The following is a 23,702-nucleotide window of genomic DNA, read 5'->3' on the forward strand; positions in this document are numbered from 1 at the left end:
CTATGCTAGCATAACGCTTTTTTTAATTTTCTGTTGTAATTTTTCTTTTTCTCCAGACAAAATTTCTTGGAACGTGGTTTCCCATCAAATATCCCCAAGCCGAGAGTGATTCAATTCGGTCAAAGATGATTTTAAGAATTGCTAATAGAGGAATTGCTAAAAACATTCCCGCGATTCCGGCAGCGGCGCCTCCAACAATAATTCCCATAATCGAAACAAAGGCGTTTATTTCGACTTTAGAATTAATGATTAATGGCACAAGCAGATTATTATCTATAAATTGAACTATAATATTTACGATAAGAATTCCGAGAATTACAGATATTTCTCCAGATCCGGTTAACGATGCGAGAACAGTAATAACTCCAGCGATAAAAATTCCAATGTATGGAATAAGATTCAGAATTCCTGTAATTAATCCGAGAAGGATAAAATATTTTACACCAATAATCCATAAACCTAGACTGGTCAATACCGAAACAACAATCATTTCGATAATTAAACTCACTATATAATTGTTGATCGAAACTTTTATCTGAGACAAAATATCCTGCAAAACAGCATGATTTTCCTGTTTGATTAATTTGGCAAAAAACAGTTTAAAATGTTCTTTATAAATAAGAAATAAAAAGGTGTAAATAATCATAATCGTACTATCTAGAAGAACATCGCTTATAGAAATTATAAACGAGCCTAGTTTTGCCTGACCTGTTTTTACAGAATCTTTTGTCACAGAATCCAGATATTTTTTCTGTTCTCCAATGCTTACCTCAAAATTTTCTCTTATAAATTTATGAATTTCAAGAATAAATGAGTTTGCGTTTTTCTTTATGGTTTCAAAATCATTTGCCATATAAGTGACTTGATAGGAGATAAAAACCAAAATCCCTACAATAATTGAGATGAAAATAGCAAGACAGATTATTGCTGCAAGATGCCTTGGAAATTTAAGCTTTGTATTTAGAAAAGTAAAAATTGGAAGCAATAAAACGGCAAATAAAAATGCCATTAAAATAGGGGTAAGGATATCTTTTCCGATGCAAAAAATAAATGCAAAACAAATTAAAGTAACAAGAATAAAAGAAAGTTTTGCATAAAAGGGTAATGTTACGGGCCGAGTCATTTTTTATTTTATTTAGCTGAATTTATAAAACAAATATTACACTTTATTTGTCCTTTTGCGTTCCAGCTTTTTGACTGCCCGTTATAAAATTCCCATTATATTTTAGTCGAAAAACTCACGCTCTTCATACTTTGCAGGTATTATTGAAATTCCTTTTTGAAGTAATAAATTATTAGGAAAAACTATTTTTTCTCCTTCTTTTGTTTTTAAACTTACATGAAAGGTGTTTATATCTTCAATTTCAGCTTCGATAGGGAAATCTTTATCATGAATTTTAATCGTATCACCAATTCTAAAAGGAAAAGAAAAGAATAAAACCATTCCGGAAGTAATGTTGCTTAAAATGGACCATTGGGCAAACATCGCAACCCCAATTACAGTTGCAATAGAAGAAATAGTAATAAAAATATCTTCTGTTTGAACTCCCCAAATTACTATTAAAGTAGTTACAACCAATATATTCATTAAAATATTAATATACTTGATAACTAGGTTTGTGCGGTGTTCAAATAATTGGCTTGTAGCGGCAAAACGTCTTATTAGTTTAGCGATTACCATTCGCAGAACAATCAAAATTGCGATAAGAATGATTGTTGCTATTATTTCTCGACTATACTCTTTAAAAGAAAACATAGATAAATTTTTACACTAATGTAGTCAAAAATTCATAAACTTTGGCTGTTGGAAGTCCCATAACATTGGTATAAGAGCCTTCTACTTTTGCAACTGCCATAAAACCAAACCATTCCTGTATGCCATAAGCACCAGCTTTATCGTAAGGTTTATAGTTTTCAATGTAATATAAAATAGCTTCGTCTGACAAATCATTAATAGTTACTTTTGTAATATCGTGCAAAAGAGTTGAAGAGTCTTTCGTTTTAAAACAAACTGAAGTAATTACTTCATGCGTTGCATTAGACATTGATTTTATCATAGCAAAAGCTTCCTCAGCATTTTTTGGCTTGCCTAAAGCTTTATTCTGATGCCATACAATCGTGTCACTTGTAACTAGAATTTCATTTGCTGCCAGTTCGCCTTCAAATGCATTCGCTTTTAATTCAGCAAGATAATCGGTGATTTCCACTGCTTTTAATTCTGGCGGATAAATTTCTTCAACATCTTTTAAACGAATTTCAAAATCAAGATCTAAATCCTTAAAAAACTGTTGTCTACGAGGAGAACCCGAAGCTAAAATGATTTTATATTTTTTTAATTTTTCTTTAAGCATTGTATTGAATGTTTAAGGCAATAACCAGGATTGATAAAATTCCGAAGAATAAAATAAGTTTTAAAATAGTGCTTAAATGATGGAAATCTTTCTGAGATTTGGCACTAAATATCTTTACAATAAAATAAAGCAAAGGCGCCAAAACAGTTGCAAAAGTGTAAAATACAGCAATGTAAAGTTTGTTTTGCATGAAGTAAGTATTGCAGTAAAGACCTGAGAGAATAAACGCAATAACAGCAAAACCTAAAGCTATTTTTGCTGCTCGGCTAACTCCAATTGCTACTGGTAACGTATTCATTCCCATATTGTAATCGCCGTTTACATCCTCAATGTCTTTTACAATTTCTCGAATAAAATTGATCATGAAAGCAAACAAGGCATAATCTGTTAAAATAGAAAAAAGACTCGCCATTTGTGCTTGATTTTCGCCTGTAGTGGCAGGAAAAAGATCAAAAACTCCAATAATTAAAACGCTAAAAGCCAAAAGCAATGCCACAACAAAATTGCCTAAAATCATAATCTGTTTCAGAGTTGTTGCGTAAAAATACAACAACGATGCTATCAAAATAAAAAGCGAAGCAAAAGTTGGCCTCATAATGATATTAGACAGAATAAAACCAATTGCAACTCCGGAAATATTCAGACCAATATAAATGTTATAAGCGGCAGTTTCTGTAATTCCTTTTCCAACGACAACATCATTTGGTTTGTTGATGCTATCAGTTCCTACATCGTAAATGTTATTGATAACGTAACCTGCAGCAGCCAGCAAAACAGTGCTTAAAACTAATAAACCGTATTGCCAATCAGCCAATGCCAGTGGAACTTGCTGTTGTTTTAAAAAAGCATAACGGAATAAGAGCTGCATAAAAGCAAGCATTAATAGGTTTTTATAACGAATGAGTTTTAAGAATTTCATTTTTTTTCTAAGGTTCTAAGGGGCTAAGATTCTAAGATGCTAAGTTTTTTCAGTTAACAATTTATAATTAACAATTCACAATTAAATTAATCGTGTTGTCCGTTAAAGTACTCCATCCATTTCCCTTGCACTTTCATTACTTGCTCGATAACATCTCTTACAGCGCCGCGTCCGCCTTTTACGTGTGAAATGTATCGGCAGATATTCTTGATTTCTGGACTTGCATCTTGAGGACAAGTAGGAAGACCAACTAATTTCATGACATGAAAATCTGGAATATCGTCTCCCATATACAGCACATTCTCAGGTTTAATATTATGAGTTTCTGTGTAAGCTTTAAAAGTTTTAACCTTGTCAGGAGTTGCTAAATGAATGTCATTAACGCCTAGATTTTGAAGACGAATGCGAACACCTTCATTGCTTCCGCCAGAAATAATGCAAACATGATAACCGCTTTCGATTGCAGCTTTCATTGCAAAACCATCACGAATATTCATTGTTCTCAACATTTCACCTTCATTGGTTACAAAAACAGAACTGTCTGTAAGTACGCCGTCTACATCAAAAACAAAGGTTGTGATGTCATTCATTATTTCTTTATAACTTTTTGCCATTATGCTGTATAGATTGTGTTAGGATTTTATAGATATTTTTTTTGTTTTCGTCTTGTAAAAAAGCCAGATGTGCGTCAATCGTATTTGAATCGCGGCGAATGGCTGGCCCCGTTTGGGCATCAATAGGATCAAGCGTATTGATTTTATCAGCAGTTTCTTGAATTAAAGGTTTTAAAACAGAAAAAGGAACTTGATTTTCTTCACAGATTTCTTGTCCCATTTGATACAAATGATTCGTAAAATTGCTAACAAATACCGCTGCTACATGAAGCGCTTTTCGTTGTTCTGAACTAATAGGGTAAACTGCTGTTGAGATACTTTTGGCAACAGTTTCCAAAAGTTTAAAATCAGCTGTGTTTTCTGCTTCTAAGCAAAAGGGAACTACAGAATAATCTAATTCTTTACTCTTAGAGAATGTCTGAAGCGGATAAAAAACGCCGCGTCGATTCTTCGGATTCAAAAGTTCTATTGAAGATGTACCAGATGTATGAACCACCAGCTGATTGTTAAACGGAATTTGTTCTGAAACTTCTGAAATAGCATTGTCAGAAACTGAAATAATATATAAATCGGTTGGTTCTAATGCTGCAAAATCGGTTGCAATCTTTTCAGAATCAATCAAATGAAGCAAGGATTCTTTCTTTCTCGAAAAAACCTGTTTTATTTCAACAATTTTGCTGGCAGAAAAAGCCTTTATCAAATGCTGTGCAACGTTGCCGGAACCGATTATTGTTATCTGAATCATGAAAGCAAAATTAGTATTATTTTTTTTAATGCAGGAACCTATTGGATATTGATAATGCTTTTTTGAAGTTTTTATTGTCTTCTGTTTTTTATTAGAATTCTTATGCTTTTTCGTTAAACGGAACTATCCAAAAAATACATTGCTGTTTTGTAGGTTTAAACTTTCTCTATTATCAATTCGTTTAAAAAATAGTCTTTATTTTTGGTTTTTATTAACAAAAGGCAAAGCCTGCTAATCAACATTTTTAAGTACTTTTGTCGCACTTTTATACAATGTAATCCCTAAGAAATGGATAAAAAAATATTCTCTTTTTTGTTTTCTACACGATTAATGGCCGTTCTTTTTTTAACATTTGCAATTGCAATGGGTGTTGGAACTTTTATCGAAAGTAAATACAATACCGATACAGCCAGAATACTAATTTACAATACTTGGTGGTTTGAAGCGATTATGGCCATCTTTATGATCAATTTCTTCGGAAATATCAAAAAATACCAATTGCATAAAAAAGAAAAATGGGCAACGCTGTTACTGCATCTTGCCTTTGTTTTTATCATTTTAGGGGCTTTTATTACTCGTTATATTAGTTACGAAGGAATGATGCCAATTCGCGAAGGCGCGGCAGAAAACCAAGTGTACTCAGATAAAACCTTCTTAACTATTTTCGCTGATGGTGAGTATAAAGGTGAAATGAAAAGAAGAGTTTTTGAAAAAAGCCTTTTACTTTCTCCTGCTACCAATAATGATTTTAGTATTTCAGGAAAATTTGACGAAACTCCTTTTGAAGTTACCTATTCAAACTATATCATGGGAGCTAAGGAAGTGGTTAAACCAGATCCAAACGGAACCTTATATCTTAAATTAGTTGAAGCTGGTGCTGGCGGACGTGAAGAACATTATCTTAAAGAAGGTGAAGTTCAGAACATTCACAACGTTTTATTTGCTTTAAATAAGCCGACAGACGGAGCTATTAATATTAATACAACTGGAAAGGAATATACGATTCAAACCCCTTTTGAAGGTGAGTTTATGCGAATGGCAGATCAGTTTAAAGGAAAAGTTACAAAAGATAATGTACAGCCTTTAATGATGCGTTCTTTATACAGCATTGGAGATATTAGAATTGTATTTCCAGAACCTCCATTGAAAGGAAAGGTTGACTACGAATCTAATAATGATTTTAAAGCAAAATCTCATACTGATGCTTTGGTCGTAAAAGTAAAAGCAGAAGGACAAGAAAAAGAAGTAATGCTTTTTGGTTCTAAAGGACAAATTGGAGAACCAAAAACAGTGAAAATCGGCAAGATTGAATATTCTTTATTCTACGGAAGTAAAGCTTATGTTTTACCATTTAAAATTCGCTTAAACGATTTTATTGCAGATAAATACCCGGGAACAGAAAAAAGTTATTCTGCTTTTAAAAGTAAAGTAACTGTTCAGGATTCTACAGAAACTTTTGATGCAGATATTTTTATGAATCATGTTTTGGATCATAAAGGCTACCGTTTCTTCCAGTCTTCATTTGATCCAGACGAAAAAGGAACTGTTTTGTCTGTAAATCACGATTTTTGGGGAACTAATATTACTTACTTAGGTTATTTCCTACTATACATTGGTTTAATGGCTATTATGTTTACTAAACATTCTCGTTTTGGTGATTTGAAACGTAAGCTTGATGCTATTCAAAAGAAAAAAGAAAAATTAATTACAATTCTTGTTCTTATGATTAGTTTGAGCGGTTTTGCGCAACAAACGCCTCATGTACATTCACATGATCATAATCACGCACATTCTACAGATCCAAATGATCATGCGAATCACGTTACAGCACCGCCTAGCCAAAAACAGCTGGATTCTTTATTGAATATTTATAAAGCGCCAGAAGCTCACGCTGCAAAATTCGGTCGTTTGATTATTCAGGATGCTGGAGGTAGAATGAAGCCAATTAATACGTTTTCTTCTGAATTGCTTAGAAAAGTAAGTCATAATGATACGTACAACGGAATGAATTCTGATCAAGTATTCTTATCTATGACGCAATATGCTCAGGTTTGGATTCAGATTCCATTAATTTATATTAAATCAGGAAACGATAGTATTCGTAAAATTATCGGAATTGATTCAAAAGACCAGTATGCTCCATTTGTGAAATTCTTTGATGAGCAAGGAAATTATAAATTATCGCCTTATTTGGACGAAGCTTACAAAGCAGCAAATCCGAATAATTTTGAGAAAGATTTTGTTGAAACAGACAAAAAGGTTAATTTGATGGAGTCTGCATTGAGTGGACGTATTTTAAAAATATTTCCTGTTCCAAATGATCCTGGAAATAAATGGGTTTCTTATTTAGAACGCGATAACGCAGGTTTTAAAGGAATGGATTCAACTTATGTGCAGCAAATTTTGCCATTATATTTTAGTGCTTTAAATAACGGTTCTATTGAGAAAAACTTTAGTACAGCCGATAATTTAGTAGAAAGCATTAATGGTTTTCAAAAGAAATTTGGTGCTAAAGTAAGACCAAGTGAAGATAAAATTGATGCTGAGATTGCTTATAATAAGTATGATGTTTTTAAAGTGTTGCCTTACTGGTACATTACAGCGTCTATTCTTATGTTGATATTTACTATTCTTAATATCTTCTTTGAGAAAAAGTGGCTTAGAATAACTGTAAATGGTTTCCATATTATTGTCGGATTATTATTTGTAATTCATACTTTAGGATTAATTGCGCGTTGGTATATTTCTGGTCATGCACCGTGGAGTAATGCTTACGAATCGATTGTTTATGTGGCTTGGTCAACAATGTTCTTCGGATTGGCTTTTGACAGAAAATCGAAACTTACAGTAGCTTCGTCAGCATTCGTAACAGCAATGATTTTAATGGCCGCTTACATGAACTGGATCGATCCAGAAATTGCAAACTTACAGCCGGTTCTTAATTCTTATTGGTTAATGATTCACGTTGCAGTAATTGTGGCTAGTTACGGTCCAACTGCATTAGGAATGATTTTAGGTTTCGTTGCTTTACTATTGATTTTCTTTACGAATGATAAAAACAAAGCCAAAATGGATTTGCATATCAAAGAAGTAAGTTACATTAACGAAATGGCATTGACAATCGGTCTTATCATGTTGACGATTGGAAACTTCTTAGGAGGACAATGGGCAAATGAAAGCTGGGGACGCTACTGGGGATGGGATCCAAAAGAAACTTGGGCTTTAATCTCGATTATGGTTTATGCATTTGTAATTCACGCCCGTTTTGTTCCAGCTTTAAGAGGAAAATGGTTCTTTAACTTAATGAGTATGTATGCTTTTGTTTCTATTTTGTTTACCTATTACGGAGTAAACTTCCACTTAGTTGGTTTACACTCTTACGCAAGTGGTGAAGCACATTCGTTAAATTGGATTTATTATTGCCTAATCACAATTTCTGTAATTGGAGCTATTACTTATCCAAAATATAGAAAGTACTATAAAACGAAAAAAGTAAAAAAATAATCAAGTTGATTGATAAAAAAAGGGTTCAAAATTTGAGCCCTTTTTTATTGCCTAAAAATTTATTTCTTAAGAGAACTTTCCGCTTAATAAAAAAACAATCGTTATGAAAGTAAAAAATGAAATGAAAAATATTATGTGACTTAAAATAGACAATAGAAAAGCCTTTGTTTTTGACATTTTATTAAAAAATTGAACATTGGTCCAGAATATCAATATTAAGCCGATAGCATAAGTTATGCTTGAAAATTGCTGTAAATGATCTGTTTTGTTTAGATATAGTAAAACTGGAAACATTAAAATTTGAACAAAAAGTCTTTGAGACGCCTTAAATGTATTGAGCACAAAAAACTCTACAAAATTGTATCCTTGATTTCTAAAAACGGCATAAGTTCCTATAGTATAAAACGGAATTGTAGCGATTGTGACCCAAGAAAAATGAGTGGCAAACCATTCATTCAAATGATTATAATCTAAATATTCACTAGATGAGTTTTTGAAAAAATTAATTTCAAAATAATGGCACATAAATCCGTAAAGTGTCGCGAGTAGAACGACTAATGATAACGGTTTAAAGTGACGAACTCTTTTTCCTTCAATAAACTCACGGATAGAATGTCCAGGCCTAGTAAATAATTGTTTCAGAGAATACAAAATTCCTTTGTCAAAATGCAATAAGCCATGCTGAATATCATGCCATAAAAAATGCACATTTATTTTATGCGTTTCTGCAGACTGTCCGCAATTGTTACAGTAATGACCTCTAAAGACTTGATGGCAGTTTTTGCACATTATTTCCATTTAGTTCGAAATTTGAATTTATGAATTGTTTTTTCTTGAAATTCCATTCGGATACATAATTGCTAATAGAACTATAATCAATAGAAAATTATATTCCACACCATTTCTTCCTCCGCCCACAACAAACCAGCCTTCTTGAAAATGAACCAGAATTATTCCCATAATAAGAATAAAGATGGTGATAAAACCTGCTGGTTTAACATATTTATTTGCTAATAATAAAATAGCGGCAATGATATGCGAAATCTTAATTGACCAAGCTAGAAAGATGCCAAAAGGAGCAAAGCCTATCTGATTTAAGTATAGATTTCCAAAATCATTAATTCCCCCATTAAACATTCCAAAAACAGAATGTGTAAGTAATATAATAGCTGTGGCAATTCTTAAAAGTAAAGTTCCGTTCATGATTATGAATATTAGTTTATAAAAAAAGCGCATACTAAATTAATTAATAGGCGCTTAAAATTTGTAATTAAGTTTATCTTTAAACTTTTCCTAAAGTATAAAGTTGTTCCATTGTTGGAGTTGGGCTTCCGCCGGCTGGCTCCAAAGTAATTCCGAAAGCTTCAGCCGAATCGGTTTGCTCTACAGCAAAGATTTTTTGTTTATTTCCTTCAAAATTATCCAATAAACCAATGCTTGTCGGAGTAAGAACTGGACTTAATTTCAAAGACCAAACCTGATAAACCATTCCTTTTGGAGGTGTTGGCAGACCTACCGCATCGATATAAGTAGTTTTAGTCTGCTGATTCCAGTATACTTTAGCAAAAGAAGCTGGCGAAACGGCCTGACCACCAAGAGTTACTCCAGTATTCTTGATGTCTCTTACAATGCTTAAGTTTTTCTCAGTCTGCTTATTCTGCTGATCTAAAAACGCATATTCTCGTTGAATCTTATTCTTTTCATTTCCAACAGTAGAAATTGCCTCTTTTGTTTTTGTTAATTCTAAAGTCTGATATCCTAAACCTAACAATAAAAGCACTGCCGCAGCCCAACCCACATATTGCGACCAGTTTGAAGCTGGTTTGATATCGACAACTTTTCCATGTTTAAGTTCAAGACGAGCTTTAATTTTTTCGAAATTTTCCACAGAATGGAAAGGAGAGAAGCTCGAAGAAAGCGCAATTATTGCTTTTTCTATCGAAATAATTTCCTGATCCATTTCGGGATTCTTTTTTGCCATTTCGGCAATTTCTAAATTTTCTTTTTCACTTAGCAAGCCATAAACGTACAGCTCTAAAATTCCTGATTCTATATATTCTTGTGCTTCCATTATATCTTCAAATAATTGCGTAAATCGTTAATACAGTTTCTGTTTTGTGTTTTGATAGTTCCCAGTGGCAGTGCCAATTCTTCTGAAGCTTCTTGCTGGGTATATCCTTTAAAGAACAATAAATTGATTATTTCGATACATTTTGGTTTTAGTTTTTTTACAAATTCCTGAATTCCAATTGCATCAAGTTTATGGCTCAATTTATTGCTCTCGTCTAAGAGATTTACGAAATTATCTGATGAAAGGTTTTTTTGGCTGTTGTTGTAGTCTTTAGAACGAAGTTTATCAATCGAAGTATTTCGAGCGATATTAAGGATCCAAGTGTAAAATCGTCCTTTGCTCTCGTTGTAAGAATCGATGTTTTTCCAGATTTTGACGAAAACATCTTGAAGCACATCTTCTGCTTCTTCGCGATTTTTGATTAGGACGTGAATAACAGAAAATAAACTTTTGGAGTACATGTCGTACAAATGTGTAAAAGCTTTTTCGTCCTTTTTGTAAATTAAAACTAGCAGTTCTTCTTGACTCATAGATTTGGATTTTTAAGTTTAAACATTAAAAGCTAAGGAATTAGATACTTATCTTTTATAAAGTTAATTTATTTTTTCTTCATTTTTATATTTTTTTTAGTAGCTAAAAACCTAAGAAAACATAGGGCTCAGAAAAAAAAGGCATTTTTTTTTCATTTTTTTAAAACCAAAAACAATCCAATTACGTAAATGAAATTAATAAGGTGAGAAAGATCTTATTTTCCAGTCATAAAAAATAAAAACTGTTGTTAGAACATTATTAGAGACTTATGGATAGCAAAATAATAGTTAGAATATTAATAGTTGGATTAACAACAGTTTTATCATTGACCATTTTTACTGAAAACGATTTTGTAAAAAATGCTTTGTCAACTGGTATAAATGTGAATGATTGAAGATTTGTGATTGAACAAGATTTAATTATAAAAGAAACATAAATATTGTATAGTTGATGTGCTCGGACTTCCAGACTGAAGATTTTTTTAGTATGTCTCGACTTAATTAGGATTTTAATTTTACATCAATACAAGCCATTTAAAGATTTTTTTAAAAGACGTTTGACATATGGGGGATAAACGAATTTTCGACATAACCGAGTCATCAACTATAATTTATAAAAGATTGCATAATAATTAATTCATGGTTTGATTTGTTTGTATGGGGGGAAGCCTAACGTCTGATTAACGTTAGGCTTCATTTTTTTATTTAACTTTTGATTGGCAAAAAAAAAGTTTTTAGAAAGTGGATTTTAGCTAATTTTATAAAAAATTATCAGATGAAAAAAATACTTTTAATGCTATTTGGAGCGACTGTTTTGTCAGCAACAGGATTAAATGCTCAAACTAATACAAACAAATTATCTAAAAAAGATAAAGCCATGGCTAAAGAAACAATTTATCAATTTAAAGTAGAAGACTTGTCAGGAGATACTTTTGATTTTGCGTCTTTGAAAGGCAAAAAAATCATGATTGTAAACACAGCTTCAAAATGTGGTTTAACTCCACAATACAAAGATTTAGAAGCAGTTTACAAAGAGTATAAAGATAAAGGTTTTGTAATTGTTGGTTTTCCTGCAAATAATTTTGCTTCTCAAGAGCCAGGAACTGCTAAAGAAATCGAAACTTTCTGCCAGCAGAATTACGGTGTAACTTTCCCGATGATGAACAAAGTTTCTGTTAAAGGAAGTGATATGTGCGACGTTTATAAATTCTTGACTGAAAAATCAAGAAACGGTTTACAAGATTCTGAAGTTGAGTGGAATTTTCAAAAATACCTAATCAACGAAAAAGGAGAATTAGTTAAAGTAATTAAACCTAAAACTTTAGTAACAGAACCTGAAGTTATCAATTGGATTAAAAGCTAAATTACTCAAAAAGACTCAAATTTGAAATTTCAAATTTGAGTCTTTTTTTTTAGGTTTCAAGGTGCAAAGAGGCAAAGGGGCAGAGTTTTTAAATACTTTGCGAGCTTTACGCAATTCTTCGCGTCCTTTGCGGTTAAACCAAAATAAGCTGCATAAACACCAAATCTAGCCAGTGATCAAATTTGTAGCCTACTTCGCGAATTGTTCCTGTAGCGACAAATCCGAATTTTTCATGAAATGCAATGCTTCCCGCATTATCAGCATCAATCGCGCCAATCATAACATGGTAGCCTTGTTCTTTCGCTAAACGGATTAATTCTGTCAAAAGTTTAGAGCCAATTCCTTTTCCTATTATATTATCAATCACATAAACAGAATGCTCAACAGTATATTGATAGCCTATTTTTTCTCTAAATTGTCCGTAACTCCCAAAACCAACCACTTCACCATCTAAATCGGCTACAATTACAGGTAAATTTTTAGATTTTTTATCTTCAAACCATTTTGTTTGAACATCCAAAGTCTGGATTTCATAACTATAATTGGCTGTAGTATGTAAAATGGAATGATTTACAATTTCTAGGATTTTTGGCAAATCGTTTGTTGTTGCAGGTCTTAAAATAATGCTCATTGGTAATATTACAGTTATTTGGTATTCAGTTCAGCTAATAAAGTGTCCACTTCTTTGGAATTCCAGTCCATTTCTTTGGCTATCGCTTTGGCATTTTTGGCATATTCTAAAGCTTTCTTTTTGTCTTTTATTTTATTGTAAAGCTTCGCTTCAAGTAAATTTCCGTCATACGAATCATTTAATTCTAAAGAGCGATCTACCCAAAAAATAGCCTTTTTTAAACTCTCTTTATCATTAATATGTTTAAAATAAGTGTTTCCGATATCTTTTAAAAAGCTCGCATCATTCCAAACCAATTTCTGAGTGTCTTCGACTGTTACTTTTTTATAGAAGTCCCATTTTTCAGTTCTTTCGGCCAATGTCAAATCATATTTAAAAACCAAAGAATCTGTTTTTTGCAAGCGGATTGATTTGGCAACTTCTCTTTGTTTGTAATAGTTTATTGTATCTAAATTGTCAACCAAAGGACGGAGCAACTCGTTTACAATACTTTCGATTTTACGGTCAACTCGATTTTGAGAAGCAACAGCAGCAAACTCTTTCTGATGGTTTAAAACGTATTGAAATTCTCTAGATTTAATATCAGTTACTCCATTTGCTATAACACGCCAGTTTACTTCGCTAACCAATTGTTTATCAGATTGTGTATTTAAGTAGACATGTGTTGGCATAGATAATTCCGTTCTGTCTTTTCCTTTTTTTAAAGTATTCAAATAAGTAAAGAATTTATCAGAATTACTCGGGTCGGCAAGGAATTCTTTTTCTAAATATGGCAATTGCATTTTTGGATTTAAAGCATAACGAAGTTCGTTTTGAAATTCTGCTTTTTTCATTTCGCCTTTCAATGCGTAAATCAAAGTTTCATTATTATCAAGAAATAAAAAAGTAGGAAGCGATTTGGTATTGAATTTATTTTTTAAAGCAATTCCTTCTTCTTTTTCAATGTTTTTATAAGTGCACACAAAATTTTTATTCAAAAAGTCCATAACATTAGGATCGCTCAAAACTTCAGCTTTCATTAAATTACAATGCGGGCACCAATCTGCATAAAGCATAACAAAAAGCGGTTTTCCTTCTTTTTTAGCATTTTCTAAAGCCATTTTATAAGGAACATCAACAGGAACAAATTGATTCTGAGAAGTTACGGTGTGAAAAGTAATAGATAAAAAAAGTATAAATAAGAAACGCATATTGTATCAGGCTTTTATTAATTATTCGATTTTACAAATATATTCCCTTTTTCGTGAAAGAGCCTTAATATATTCCTAATTATACTATAAATCAAGTGCGAAGTTTGTAACTTTGTAAACAAGATGAAGAAAAATCAGAACAAAAGATTTTCTTTAAAATAGTAATACACGACCGGAATGATTTACCCCAAAATAGCGCTTGCACAAAGCATTATCAAAATTTTATCTGCCAAAGGCATTTTCAATATTATAATTTCTCCAGGATCTAGAAACGCACCGTTAACCATTGGATTTGCTCAAAATCCAAACTTCACCTGTTATAGCATTGCAGACGAGCGTTGTGCTGCTTTTTTTGCCTTAGGAATTGCTCAGCAAACCAAACAGCCAACTGCTATAGTTTGCACTTCAGGATCAGCTTTATTAAATTACTATCCTGCTTTAGCGGAAGCATTCTACAGTCAGATTCCATTGATTGTCATTTCTGCTGACCGTCCGCAGAGTAAAATTGATATTGGTGACGGACAAACCATTCGCCAGGAAAATGTTTTTGCTAATCATTCTGTTTTTAATGCCAATTTAACCGAAGAAGCATCAGAAGAGAATGATCTGAAAATCAATTTAGCTATCGAAACGGCAATTCTTAAAAAAGGTCCAGTTCATATCAACGCTCCTTTTGAAGAACCGCTTTACGAAACTACAGAAGAGCTTTCAGTACAGCCAAAAATTACAAATCTAGAACTTGAAAATTTTTCAAAAACTATAGAAAATAGCGAAGAATTTATTTCTGTTTGGAATACTGCAAAACGAAAACTAATCTTAGTTGGAGTTAACGAAGCGAATACAATTGATAAAGAAGTTATTGAAAATTTAGCTTCAGATCCGTCGGTTGTAGTGCTTACAGAAACGACTTCAAATCTTCATCACGAGAGTTTTATTAATTCAATAGATACTTTAATTACGCCTTTTGATGATTTTGATTTTAAGAAGTTTAACCCAGAAGTATTAGTTACTTTTGGTGGAATGGTAGTTTCAAAAAGAATAAAAGGATTTCTGCGAAAATACAAACCGAAACATCATTGGCATATAGACACTTTACGTGCTTATGATACATTTGGAGCCTTGACAAAACATTTTGAGATGAAACCTAATGATTTCTTTAAAGACTTGGTTTCAAAAACATCTTTTGTGAAAAGTAATTATTTTAATAATGTAAATGCTGTTTACCAAACAAGATTAGAGAGAAGAAAAGAGTATTTAAATAAAATCGAATTTTCAGATTTTAAAGTTTTTGAAAAAGTAATCGAATCATTGCCAAAAAACAGCATGCTTCAAATTAGCAACAGTTCTGCTATTCGTTATGCACAGCTTATTGATATTGATAATTCTATCGAAGTTTTTTGCAATCGAGGAACAAGCGGAATTGACGGAAGCACTTCTACAGCAATCGGCGCAGCGGTTGGAAATGAAAAACAAACCATTTTTGTTACTGGAGATATAAGTTTCTTATATGACAGCAACGCTCTGTGGAACTCTTATATTCCTAAAAACTTCAAGATTATTTTAGTGAATAATGGAGGAGGAGGAATCTTTAGAATTCTTCCAGGACATCAGGAAAAACCTGTTTTCAATACTTATTTCGAAACATCGCATAAATTGACTGCCGAACATTTGGCGAAAATGTATGGTTTAAATTATTTTACTGCTCAGGATATTCAATCGCTGGATCATGGAATACAATCTTTATATAATTCTAATGATGCACCTTGTATTCTAGAAATTTTTACGCCAACAGCTGAAAATGATCTTATACTAAAACAGTACTTTAAATATCTTTATTAAAAATGAAAGAAAATATTTGTTAAAAATATTGTTTTGTAGTTTTCTTAATTATACATTTGGTTTATTATTCACCAAATTATATAATTATGAGCAAGAGAGAAGAATTAATTAAAAAGTACACAACTGATTTAAAAGAGAAATGCGGTATTACAGCTGACGCAGATTTATTGACAAAGATTACAATTGCTTGCGGTCCGTCAATTTATAACGATGATGCTTCTACAGTGGCTTCTTCGCAGCAATCAGAATTAGATACAGTAAAAAATAACTTTTTAATAAAAAAATTAGGTTTAAAAGATGGTCCAGATTTAGACAAAGGAATTGATACTGTTATGGAAAAGTATGGAAAATCAAATAAACACAAATATAGAGCAGTAGTGTATTATTTACTGACTGTACATTTTAAGAAAGAAAGTGTTTTCAAATAATTGTTTGAAATTAAAAAGAAAGTGCCTCTTTATAAAGGCACTTTCTTATTTCTATTATTTTTTAAACTTACTGAATTATAAGATTAACTTTTTCTTCATTGGCTTTTGATAAGGCTTCGAAAAATATTTCGAATAAATTATTCCCGTCGCTCGTTACAAAATAATTAGATAAATCTGTTATTTCTGGACTAATGTTGTTTCCCCAAGGAGGAGTTAAACTTAAATTTTCAATATCCCAAATTATCTTTGAAGGAGGTATTTTTTCAAAATCAAATTGTATCTTTTTTAATTCAATGATTGCTTTGTCAATATTTTTATGTTTTAATTCCCCTTGATAAAGTTCATTCATTAGAATAGGGTATTTATTTCCCCAGTTTTCCTTTTCCAGATGATAAGCAATATTTGAAAAGAAGCAATGAAAAAAATCTCCAGTTCCTATTTCATACCAATCATTTTTTACTTGAAATCCTATAGCCATTATTGTAAATTTTAAATACTTGTGTAAAAGTATAAAAAGTAAGAAAAAACACATATTAAAGTGTGTTAAAATTTAAATTGGCTATAAATTACTTTTTTAAATTTAGTACTTTCAAACTTCGTACCTTTGCGCTTCAGAAACTTAGTTGCTTTTGCAACTTAGAAAAATTTTAAAATGCTAGAAATAGGAAAATACAATACGCTAACTATATTACGTGATACCAAAGTTGGTTTATTTTTAGGAGATCCAGAAAATGATCCAGATGGAGTTCACGACGTTTTGCTCCCAAATAAATATGTGCCAAAAGTATTTGAAATTGGCGAAGAATTAATCGTTTTTGTTTATTTAGACCATGAACAGCGACCAGTTGCTACGACTTTGGTTCCGTATATTTTATTGAATGAATTTGCTCTTTTACGTGTAAATTATATCAATAATGTAGGTGCTTTCATGGATTGGGGAATGGAGAAAGATATTCTTGTTCCGTTCAAAGAACAGGCGCGCCCAATGGAAAAAGGAAAACGCTACTTGGTTTATTTATATATGGATAAACAAACGAATCGTTTAGTCGCTTCAAGCAAAACGAATCAATTTTTGAGCAATGATAAACTGACGGTTGAAAAAGGCGAAGAAGTTGATTTAATCGTTTCTCATATTACCGATATGGGAATCAATGTTATTATAAACGAACGCCACAAAGGCCTTTTATACAAAGATGAAGTTTACGATGATTCGATAAGAACTGGAGACAGAATGCGCGGTTACATTAAAAACATCCGTCCAGATAATAAAATTGATGTAGCGCTTCAGGCTCAGGGTTTTGAAAGCATTGAACCAAATGCTGAGAAAATATTGACTGAACTGCGTGCTAGCCGAGGCTTTCTTAGATTAAATGACAATTCGCATCCAGAAGACATTAAAACGGTTTTGAAAATGAGTAAAAAATCATTCAAAAAAGCAATCGGAGCTTTATACAAAGAAAAGCTGATTGAAATAAAAGATGACGGAATTTATCTTGTGAAAGAATAAAAATCTAGAAATTTCAATATTAAAATTCCAAAATTCCAATTGATACTTGGAATTTGGAATTTTTATTTTTTGGAATTTATTTTGCGTGAGCAAAATTATTACAATACAAAAGGCTGCTCATTACAAGCAGCCTTTCGCTTTTTATTCAGTTTTAAAAAAAATTGTAATTAAAAAAAAACAGAAATAAAATAATTCGAGTCCATCTCAGAACAATAGCTTTACGAATTTTAGAAATTATTCCATTGATGGGTATGTCTTTTAAATGATTTGATGCATCTATTTTAACAGCAAAAAAAGAATTTCACGGCTCATCCATTGGTTTTATAAAATAACTTTTAGAAAGTATGAACTAGTACTTTTTCATCTTTTATCGTTATCACTCCTCATACTAATTATAGATACAATTCTAACATTTAACCTTAGGTGTTACTTTTTTCTTTTTGAAGTTTCGACAAACACACAAATCATTTGCTCTTTTAATTGAGGTTTGTTCGTAAAAACCCTAAAAAAATGAGCGACAAATTTTTTAAATTTTCTCAAAAAAATCATTTTTTAGGTTAATAAATCAGTGAAAGAAAATCAATCTGAAATCTTTAAAATATTTTGTATCTCATTGATTTCTAGGTTGTAAAATTAATTATTAATTTTCTAAACTAATGTTAAAAAATGTTATTTTTTGTAAGTAAATACTAATTGTTAACATTGGGAGTCAATTTAGTAAAGACTTAAGACGGATTGAGTAGGTAAAATAGTAAAAATGCGTTATTTTTACCGTATAATTATTTTAAACAAAAAATCAAAATGGATTGGATTACAGCCAGAGAATTTGAAGATATAACTTACAAAAAATGCAACGGAGTAGCAAGGATAGCATTTAACAGACCAAATGTTAGAAATGCATTCCGTCCTAAAACTACTTCAGAATTATACCAAGCTTTTTACGATGCACAAGAAGATACTTCAATTGGAGTTGTTTTACTTTCTGCTGAAGGACCATCAACAAAAGATGGGGTTTACTCTTTCTGTAGTGGTGGAGATCAAAATGCACGCGGACACCAAGGATATGTTGGAGATGATGGTCAGCACCGTTTAAATATTTTAGAAGTGCAGCGTTTAATTCGTTTTATGCCAAAAGTGGTTATTGCTGTTGTTCCAGGTTGGGCTGTAGGTGGCGGACACAGTTTGCATGTAGTGTGCGATATGACGCTTGCAAGTAAAGAACATGCTATTTTTAAACAAACTGACGCAGACGTAACAAGTTTTGATGGAGGTTACGGATCGGCTTATTTAGCTAAAATGGTAGGTCAGAAAAAAGCTCGTGAAATCTTTTTCTTAGGAAGAAATTATTCCGCACAAGAAGCTTTTGAAATGGGAATGGTAAATGCTGTAATTCCTCATGACGAGTTAGAAGCTACTGCTTATGAGTGGGCTCAAGAAATCCTTCAAAAATCACCAACTTCTATCAAAATGCTAAAATTTGCAATGAACCTTACAGATGACGGAATGGTTGGACAGCAGGTATTTGCAGGAGAAGCAACCCGTTTGGCTTACATGACTGAAGAAGCGAAAGAAGGAAGAAACGCCTTCTTAGAAAAGAGAAAACCAAACTTTGGTGAAAATAAATGGATACCATAAATAAGTTATAAAATAGTTTCAAGTTTCAGGTTTCAAGTTAGGAACCTGAAACTTGAAACCTGAAACTAAACAAACAAAACAAATAATGAAACATTGGATTGAAGCCGCTAGATTGCGCACATTACCTTTATCAGTTTCCGGAATTATAGTTGGAAGTATTTATGCTTTGTCAAATCCAACAGAAACTATCAATACGCCAACTGAAGTATTCAGCTGGAAAGTTTTTGGTTTTGCCTTATTGACAACGTTAGGATTACAGGTTTTATCCAATTTTGCAAACGATTATGGTGACGGAGTAAAAGGTACCGATAATGCAGACAGAGTAGGACCGCAACGTGCTATTCAGAGTGGCGTCATTACGCCTCAGGCAATGAAAAAAGCCATTATTATCACTTCTTTTTTGACTTTACTTTCTGCAATTATTTTGATTTACTTTGCTTTTGGAAAAGACAATTTTGGATATTCTATCTTTTTTCTATTACTAGGAATCGCAGCTATTGTATCTGCAATTAAATATACTGTAGGTAATTCTGCTTATGGATATAGAGGATTGGGAGATTTATTTGTTTTCATTTTCTTCGGATTAGTGAGTACTTTGGGCGTAAACTTTTTATACGCAAAAGAAGTTGATCCGCTTTTAATTCTTCCTGCTGTAGCAATTGGATTATTGAGCGTTGGGGTTTTAAACCTAAACAATATGCGCGATCAGGAATCAGATAGAAAAGCAGGTAAAAAGACAATTGTAGTGCAAATGGGAGCTGAAAAAGCTAAAAATTATCACTTTTTCCTAATTATTACAGCAATGGTTTTAGTAGTTGTATTTGCTATTTTAAGCGATTATAACTTTGATCAATACTTGTTTGTATTAGCTTACATTCCGTTGACAAAACATTTAATCACGGTTTACAAAAACCAAGATCCAAAATTATTAGACCCAGAATTAAAAAAACTGGCATTAAGTACATTTTTACTTTCTATATTACTTACAGTGTGTATGATTTCGCTGATTTCTGACATTATTGTAAACCTTTTTTTGGGAGGAAGATAATAAACAAATGTTTAATTTTAAAAAGGCAACAAAATGAAAATTACATACTACGGACACGCTTCATTAGGAATTGAAGTAGGAGGAAAACACATTATTGTGGATCCATTTATTACCGGAAATCCACAAGCGGCATCAATCAACCTTAGCACAATAAAAGCCGATTATATTTTGCTAACGCACGCACACGCTGATCATGTTCTAGATGTTGAAGCAATTGCTAAAAATACAAATGCAGTTATCGTTTCTAATGCTGAAATTGCAAGTTACTATGCCAAAAAAGGATTCAATTCACACCCAATGAATCATGGCGGAAGCTGGAAATTTGATTTTGGAAAAGTAAAATATGTAAACGCCATTCACTCAAGCAGCTTTCCTGATGGTTCTTACGGAGGAAATCCTGGAGGTTTTGTAATCGAAGGAGAGCACAAAAACATCTATATTGCTGGAGATACGGCATTAACATATGATATGAAATTGATTCCGCTTCGTACAAAACTGGATTTAGCAATTCTTCCAATCGGAAACAACTTTACTATGGATGTTGAAGACGCCATTATTGCATCAGATTTTGTAGAATGCGACAAAGTTTTAGGATATCACTACGATACTTTTGGTTATATCGAAATCAATCATGAAGAAGCAATTCGCAAATTCTTCGAAAAAGGCAAAGATTTAATGCTTTTACCAATCGGAGATTCTATCGAATTGTAATTGTCATCCTGAGCGGAGTCAAAGGAAGAAGCTAATCCCGCTTTCGGCTAAATTCCCGATTAACAAAAACTACGACTGAAAAAGTCTTGTCTTTCTAAATCGGGAGATACCGCCTCTATCGGGGCTAGGGCACTCAATTCCATAAGAAAGTTATTTGGCATAATCTATGTTAATTGAATTTTGAGTTTTAAAAGTAAAAATCATTTTAATCTGTGAAATCTGTGGCAATTAAAGCATCATCACAAAATACAACTTTCAAACAAATCCTTTTATTACTATTTATCGCAGTTTCTTCTAGCACGTTTGCACAAAAAGACGGTTATTGGGACAAAGAACGCGCTACAACTAGGGAAATTATGGTTCCCGCGCGCGATAGAATTTCTATACCAACAGAAGATTTACCAGTTGGAACTACAGAAATTGTATATAGAATCACACTTTTGGATAAAAATCAGGAAATGGCCAATAGTTTGGTTTCCTTATTAAAAGCAATTCCAGATCCGACGGGCGTTAGCCAAGGTTCTGCAGGAGCTGTTTTCTTGATGTCAAAAATTTCAGGTGATGACGAATGTACATATTCGATTTTTACCTCTAATGAAAACGCAAAAAAGTATGTTGCAGATGGTAAAATAGATAAAGCTTGTTATTCTCAGGCAGAACCTGTGAGCAAAGATGCAAAACGTTTATCTATAAATAAATCATCTTGCCTAAAAGAAAACGTTGGTACAATCTGGTTTGGATTTGAAAGTAAAAATTGGATTTTAAGTCAAAAAGTTGTTTTAGAAGTAGTGCCTTGGGTTGATACAAAATTGAGTCGTGGCTGGAATCAAGACAATAAAAATGAAATTATAAGTTTGTGCAAAACTTCTACAATGGCACAAAAAATGGCCAATTCAGATGATTTCTGTGTTTGTATTTTAAATAAAATCATGAAACAATATCGTTATGATGAGTTTCAAAAATTATTGGCTGTAGAAAAAACAAAAGTGTATAAAGATTTTGGAAACAGCTGTTACAAAGATGCTGATATTTCTAAAAATGTATTCAACGATTTAAGAACACAAGTCGCGTCTTTAATTAAAACTCAAAAGTATAACGAAGCAATTCCGAAATTAAATACAATTGTAAACGAAGGCAAAGCAACTGCAATAGATTACGCCTCACTGGGCTATTGCTACATTTTGACCAAACAATATGCAAAAGCATTAAAAGTGCTTCAAGAAGGCGAAAAGCTGGATGATACAGAATTATTAGTCAAACTAAATTTAGCGCATACTTATTTAGTGAGCGATGATTATAGTGCAGCCAAAGCGATTTACAAAAAATATCAGACTCAAAATGTAACGGATAGTTTAAGCTGGATTGCAAAAACGAGACTAGATTTTCAGGCTTTTGAAAAAGCAGGTTTGCCGTCAAAAGATTTCGAAAAAATTTTAAAATTATATAACTAAGTCTCTTAGGGGTGAAGTGTTTTTAAAGTCTTTTTAAAACTTAGCACCTCAGTAACTTAGCATCTTACTACCTTAAAAAAAATGAACGCATCCTATCACAAATATTTACTAGAATTTAAACGTCCATCTGGAACTTCTAGAGGGATAATGACCGAGAAAGAAACTTGGTTTATAACGTTGGAAGAAAATGGAAAAAAAGGGATAGGAGAGTGCGGAATACTGCGTGGTTTAAGCGCGGACGATCGTCCAGATTACGAAGAAAAACTAAAATGGGCGTGCGAAAATATTCATTTAGGAGAAAAGGCGCTTTGGGAAGCATTATTAGAATTTCCGTCGATCCAATTTGGAATAGAAATGGCTTTTTTATCTCTTAAAAGCGAAAATCCATATCTTTTATTTCCATCTAATTTCACCAACCATACAAGCTCGATTCCTATAAATGGATTAGTTTGGATGGGCGAATCTGCATTTATGAAACAGCAGATAGAAGAGAAATTAGCTGACGGTTTTAGCTGCATTAAACTTAAAATTGGAGCTATTGATTTCAATAAAGAATTAGAATTACTGCAATTTATCAGAAGTCATTTTTCTCCAGAAGAAATAGAAATCAGAGTAGATGCCAATGGTGCTTTTTCTTCAATAGAAGCTTTAAGTAAGTTAAACCAATTAAAGCAATTTCAACTTCATAGCATAGAACAACCCATTAAAAAAGGACAGATTCCTGAAATGGCTGAATTATGTAAACAAACGCCATTTCCTATTGCTTTAGATGAAGAACTCATTGGTGTGTTTTTGTTTGAAGAAAAAGAAAAATTGCTTCAGGATATTAAGCCTCAATATATCATTTTAAAACCAAGTTTTGTTGGTGGATTTCGTGGCACACAAGAATGGATCACTCTAGCAGAAAAATATAATGTCGGCTGGTGGATTACATCAGCACTAGAAAGCAATATAGGATTGAATGCCATTGCACAATGGACATTTACATTAAATTCAAATATGCCTCAAGGTTTAGGAACCGGAGCATTATATACTAATAATATAGATTGCCCGCTTGAAGTAAAAAAAGGACAACTTTGTTACAATGCTTCTAAAGGCTGGGAAAGTTTCAAAGGAAAAAAGTTACAAAGGTAAAAAACTCTGAACCTTTGTAACTTTGTTCCTT

23 protein-coding genes are annotated in these 23,702 nt (G+C 32.3%); 10 read left to right on the plus strand and 13 right to left on the minus strand.

All coding sequences use genetic code 11. The features are described 5' to 3' along the window. Positions 1 to 22 precede the first annotated feature (22 nt). From DMB71_RS19120 to DMB71_RS19145, 6 genes are all read right to left on the minus strand, one after another. Positions 23 to 1,123, minus strand: coding sequence for an AI-2E family transporter (locus tag DMB71_RS19120; protein ID WP_111369005.1), 1,101 nt, complete (start codon positions 1,121 to 1,123; stop codon positions 23 to 25). A gap of 102 nt (positions 1,124 to 1,225) precedes the next feature. After that, positions 1,226 to 1,756 carry a mechanosensitive ion channel domain-containing protein gene (locus DMB71_RS19125; protein ID WP_111369007.1) on the minus strand — a complete coding sequence of 177 codons (531 nt, stop codon included), beginning with the start codon at positions 1,754 to 1,756 and terminating at the stop codon, positions 1,226 to 1,228. 10 nt (positions 1,757 to 1,766) lie between these two features. Beyond that, positions 1,767 to 2,351: a Maf-like protein gene (locus DMB71_RS19130; protein WP_111369008.1), complete on the minus strand. Its 585-nt coding sequence runs from the start codon at positions 2,349 to 2,351 to the stop codon at positions 1,767 to 1,769. Further along, positions 2,344 to 3,270, minus strand: a complete 927-nt coding sequence (locus DMB71_RS19135) for a geranylgeranylglycerol-phosphate geranylgeranyltransferase (RefSeq protein WP_111369010.1) — start codon at positions 3,268 to 3,270, stop codon at positions 2,344 to 2,346. Before DMB71_RS19135 ends, DMB71_RS19130 begins: the two co-directional genes overlap by 8 nt. 86 nt (positions 3,271 to 3,356) lie before the next feature. Next, positions 3,357 to 3,884, minus strand: a complete 528-nt coding sequence (locus tag DMB71_RS19140; RefSeq protein WP_111369012.1) for a KdsC family phosphatase — start codon at positions 3,882 to 3,884, stop codon at positions 3,357 to 3,359. Then, positions 3,868 to 4,629, minus strand: coding sequence for a Rossmann-like and DUF2520 domain-containing protein (locus DMB71_RS19145; protein WP_111369014.1), 762 nt, complete (start codon positions 4,627 to 4,629; stop codon positions 3,868 to 3,870). Before DMB71_RS19145 ends, DMB71_RS19140 begins: the two co-directional genes overlap by 17 nt. 288 nt (positions 4,630 to 4,917) lie before the next feature. Here DMB71_RS19145 and ccsA point away from each other — a divergent pair, with 288 nt between their 5' ends. Continuing rightward, complete coding sequence (gene ccsA / locus DMB71_RS19150) at positions 4,918 to 8,133, plus strand: cytochrome c biogenesis protein CcsA (RefSeq protein WP_111369015.1); 3,216 nt, start codon at positions 4,918 to 4,920, stop codon at positions 8,131 to 8,133. A gap of 66 nt (positions 8,134 to 8,199) precedes the next feature. Here the strand turns inward: ccsA and DMB71_RS19155 are convergent, their stop codons facing one another. The 4 genes from DMB71_RS19155 to DMB71_RS19170 form a co-directional block, all read right to left on the minus strand. Then, positions 8,200 to 8,931 (minus strand): DUF3667 domain-containing protein, encoded by a 732-nt coding sequence (locus tag DMB71_RS19155; protein WP_111369017.1) that lies wholly within the window; start codon positions 8,929 to 8,931, stop codon positions 8,200 to 8,202. Between the two features lie 18 nt (positions 8,932 to 8,949). Beyond that, positions 8,950 to 9,336: a DoxX family protein gene (locus tag DMB71_RS19160; protein WP_111369019.1), complete on the minus strand. Its 387-nt coding sequence runs from the start codon at positions 9,334 to 9,336 to the stop codon at positions 8,950 to 8,952. 79 nt (positions 9,337 to 9,415) lie between these two features. After that, positions 9,416 to 10,204, minus strand: a complete 789-nt coding sequence (locus DMB71_RS19165) for an anti-sigma factor (RefSeq protein ID WP_111369021.1) — start codon at positions 10,202 to 10,204, stop codon at positions 9,416 to 9,418. Next, positions 10,204 to 10,734, minus strand: a complete 531-nt coding sequence (locus DMB71_RS19170; protein WP_111369022.1) for an RNA polymerase sigma factor — start codon at positions 10,732 to 10,734, stop codon at positions 10,204 to 10,206. Before DMB71_RS19170 ends, DMB71_RS19165 begins: the two co-directional genes overlap by 1 nt. Positions 10,735 to 11,509: 775 nt before the next feature. Here DMB71_RS19170 and DMB71_RS19175 point away from each other — a divergent pair. Beyond that, the gene (locus tag DMB71_RS19175; RefSeq protein ID WP_111369731.1) at positions 11,510 to 12,097 is read left to right on the plus strand and encodes a glutathione peroxidase; all 588 of its coding nucleotides are present in this window, start codon (positions 11,510 to 11,512) and stop codon (positions 12,095 to 12,097) included. Positions 12,098 to 12,230: 133 nt separating this feature from the next. Here DMB71_RS19175 and DMB71_RS19180 read toward each other — a convergent pair whose 3' ends face one another. After that, positions 12,231 to 12,728 carry a GNAT family N-acetyltransferase gene (locus tag DMB71_RS19180; protein WP_111369024.1) on the minus strand — a complete coding sequence of 166 codons (498 nt, stop codon included), beginning with the start codon at positions 12,726 to 12,728 and terminating at the stop codon, positions 12,231 to 12,233. A gap of 14 nt (positions 12,729 to 12,742) precedes the next feature. Further along, positions 12,743 to 13,918 carry a thioredoxin family protein gene (locus DMB71_RS19185; RefSeq protein WP_111369025.1) on the minus strand — a complete coding sequence of 392 codons (1,176 nt, stop codon included), beginning with the start codon at positions 13,916 to 13,918 and terminating at the stop codon, positions 12,743 to 12,745. A gap of 177 nt (positions 13,919 to 14,095) precedes the next feature. Here DMB71_RS19185 and menD point away from each other — a divergent pair, with 177 nt between their 5' ends. After that, a complete protein-coding gene (menD, locus tag DMB71_RS19190; protein ID WP_111369027.1) occupies positions 14,096 to 15,757 on the plus strand; it encodes a 2-succinyl-5-enolpyruvyl-6-hydroxy-3-cyclohexene-1-carboxylic-acid synthase in 1,662 nt (553 codons plus the stop codon). An 86-nt stretch (positions 15,758 to 15,843) separates the two neighbouring features. Continuing rightward, positions 15,844 to 16,185 carry a DUF2853 family protein gene (locus DMB71_RS19195; protein WP_111369028.1) on the plus strand — a complete coding sequence of 114 codons (342 nt, stop codon included), beginning with the start codon at positions 15,844 to 15,846 and terminating at the stop codon, positions 16,183 to 16,185. A 67-nt stretch (positions 16,186 to 16,252) separates the two neighbouring features. Here the strand turns inward: DMB71_RS19195 and DMB71_RS19200 are convergent, their stop codons facing one another. After that, positions 16,253 to 16,663: an immunity 70 family protein gene (locus DMB71_RS19200; RefSeq protein WP_111369030.1), complete on the minus strand. Its 411-nt coding sequence runs from the start codon at positions 16,661 to 16,663 to the stop codon at positions 16,253 to 16,255. A 174-nt stretch (positions 16,664 to 16,837) separates the two neighbouring features. Between DMB71_RS19200 and DMB71_RS19205 the strand changes: the two genes are divergently transcribed. The 6 genes from DMB71_RS19205 (at position 16,838) to DMB71_RS19230 (ending at position 23,671) form a co-directional block, all read left to right on the plus strand. Continuing rightward, the gene (locus DMB71_RS19205; protein WP_111369032.1) at positions 16,838 to 17,692 is read left to right on the plus strand and encodes a CvfB family protein; all 855 of its coding nucleotides are present in this window, start codon (positions 16,838 to 16,840) and stop codon (positions 17,690 to 17,692) included. A gap of 801 nt (positions 17,693 to 18,493) precedes the next feature. After that, positions 18,494 to 19,327 carry a 1,4-dihydroxy-2-naphthoyl-CoA synthase gene (locus tag DMB71_RS19210; RefSeq protein WP_111369033.1) on the plus strand — a complete coding sequence of 278 codons (834 nt, stop codon included), beginning with the start codon at positions 18,494 to 18,496 and terminating at the stop codon, positions 19,325 to 19,327. Between the two features lie 85 nt (positions 19,328 to 19,412). After that, positions 19,413 to 20,375, plus strand: a complete 963-nt coding sequence (gene menA / locus DMB71_RS19215) for a 1,4-dihydroxy-2-naphthoate octaprenyltransferase (protein ID WP_111369035.1) — start codon at positions 19,413 to 19,415, stop codon at positions 20,373 to 20,375. A 33-nt stretch (positions 20,376 to 20,408) separates the two neighbouring features. Further along, the gene (locus DMB71_RS19220; RefSeq protein WP_111369037.1) at positions 20,409 to 21,086 is read left to right on the plus strand and encodes a metal-dependent hydrolase; all 678 of its coding nucleotides are present in this window, start codon (positions 20,409 to 20,411) and stop codon (positions 21,084 to 21,086) included. Between the two features lie 212 nt (positions 21,087 to 21,298). After that, positions 21,299 to 22,537, plus strand: coding sequence for a tetratricopeptide repeat protein (locus DMB71_RS19225; RefSeq protein ID WP_111369038.1), 1,239 nt, complete (start codon positions 21,299 to 21,301; stop codon positions 22,535 to 22,537). Between the two features lie 81 nt (positions 22,538 to 22,618). Beyond that, positions 22,619 to 23,671 (plus strand): o-succinylbenzoate synthase, encoded by a 1,053-nt coding sequence (locus DMB71_RS19230; protein ID WP_111369040.1) that lies wholly within the window; start codon positions 22,619 to 22,621, stop codon positions 23,669 to 23,671. Positions 23,672 to 23,702 lie beyond the last annotated feature (31 nt).

The sequence above is a fragment of the Flavobacterium tistrianum genome (genome assembly GCF_003254545.1).
Lineage (GTDB): Bacteria > Bacteroidota > Bacteroidia > Flavobacteriales > Flavobacteriaceae > Flavobacterium > Flavobacterium tistrianum.